The organism is Candidatus Palibaumannia cicadellinicola, from assembly GCF_002855795.1.
Lineage (GTDB): Bacteria > Pseudomonadota > Gammaproteobacteria > Enterobacterales > Enterobacteriaceae > Baumannia > Baumannia cicadellinicola_C.
Genome location: NZ_NJPO01000012.1, coordinates 1 through 1,610, shown reverse-complemented (window position 1 = coordinate 1,610; position 1,610 = coordinate 1). Strand labels below are relative to the sequence as shown.

Here is a 1,610-nt window from a genome sequence, read left to right as displayed (position 1 = left end):
ATATCAGCCGGACGAATATGACAATTAACGTTTTGAATAGCTTTGTATTTTACTCCAATTATACTTGTCATTATACTTACTAGTGAAAAACGAATCAGATATTGTTAATCATATTGGGAAAATATAGCCTCTACAAAATGTTCGGCGTTAAATGGTCGTAAATCATTAATACCTTCACCGATACCTATGTAGCGAATTGGAATACCGAAGCGGTCTGCGACAGAAAAAATTACCCCCCCTTTGGCTGTACCGTCTAGTTTTGTCAGGGTAATACCGGTTAGTCCAATAGTTTGATTGAATAAATCTGCCTGGTTAACAGCATTTTGGCCGGTACCAGCATCAATAGTTAGCATAATCTCATGGGGTGCCTCAACGTCAAATTTTTTTATCACCCTGACTATTTTATTTAGCTCTTCCATCAAAAATCGGTTATTTTGTAATCGTCCGGATGTATCTGCGATCAGAACGTCAATGCTGCGCGCTTTAGCCGCCTGAATAGCGTCAAAGATCACAGAGGCTGAATCAGCGCCGGTATGCTGTGCAACTACAGTGACGTTATTACGTTCGCCCCACACTTGTAACTGTTCTACTGCCGCAGCGCGAAAAGTATCGCCTGCCGCCAGCATGACATTTTTTTCTTCCGCCAGATATTGGCGCGCCATTTTGCCAATAGTAGTGGTTTTACCTACACCGTTCACACCAACCATAAGGATGACGAATGGCTTTTTGCCATCTATTACGAGTGGCTGATTGACTAATGAGAGGATCGCAGTCATCTCTTCGCGCAGTTTACTGTAAAGTGCATCAGCGTCTTTTAGCTGACTGCGATCGGCATGGGCAATAAGACTATCCATAATTTTTTTTGTTGTTTCTAAGCCAACATCTGCCATCAAAAGTTGTGTTTCCAGTTTTTCGAATAAATTATGATCTATTTGTTTGCCGCGGAACAATCCGATCAATCCAGATCCAAAATTGTTACGTGTTTTCACTAGACTACGTTTCAGCCTAGTTAATAATCCATCACGCGACTGATGCACCTGCTCGCCGGTGTCCGGCGATACGGTGTCGTCTGATTTGCGATCATTATTATCATCGTTACTACGAGAGCTAAAATAGGAAAATAAACCTCTTTTTTTTTTCTTTTGCCATGTGCGACTATGCTCTTTCATCGAATGATTCCCTGATATTAACACTGTTTATAGCTCGTCAACATTAAACATCAGTATGTGTAGAGAGCTGGATTATGTTATCCATCTCATTCTGTGCACTATCCTTTCTTATCCTTCCTTTCCTTCCTTACGCAAAAGATAACGATACGGTTGCTGCTTTGTGGCTTGTGCCAACAAAGTATGTTCCATAAACAGGCAAAAAGATGGAATATCGCGTATGGTAGATGGATCATCGGTAATAATCAGCAGCATTTTTCCTTCGGGCATGTTACGTAAAGTATTACGCAATATCATGATAGGCTCAGGACAACGTAGACCACGAGCATCTATAATTTGATTAGCAAAGTGAAAAGCTTTAGACATTAACATTAAGGATTTACTCTCCTTTTGTTTTTTGTGGTTTAAAAAAGCGTAGACTATTTAATTTATGATAGCACTTCT

1 protein-coding gene and 1 pseudogene are annotated in these 1,610 nt (G+C 40.2%); both read right to left on the bottom strand.

Annotated elements, in window-relative coordinates; genetic code table 11:
- Nucleotides 1-104: 104 nt before the first annotated feature.
- A pseudogene (gene ftsY / locus CEX73_RS00270) lies at nt 105-1,013 on the bottom strand (signal recognition particle-docking protein FtsY); the annotation flags it as partial.
- 264 nt (nt 1,014-1,277) lie between these two features.
- Nucleotides 1,278-1,532: a sulfurtransferase TusA gene (gene tusA / locus CEX73_RS00265; RefSeq protein WP_101626660.1), complete on the bottom strand. Its 255-nt coding sequence runs from the start codon at nt 1,530-1,532 to the stop codon at nt 1,278-1,280.
- Between the last annotated feature and the right edge of the window lie 78 nt (nt 1,533-1,610).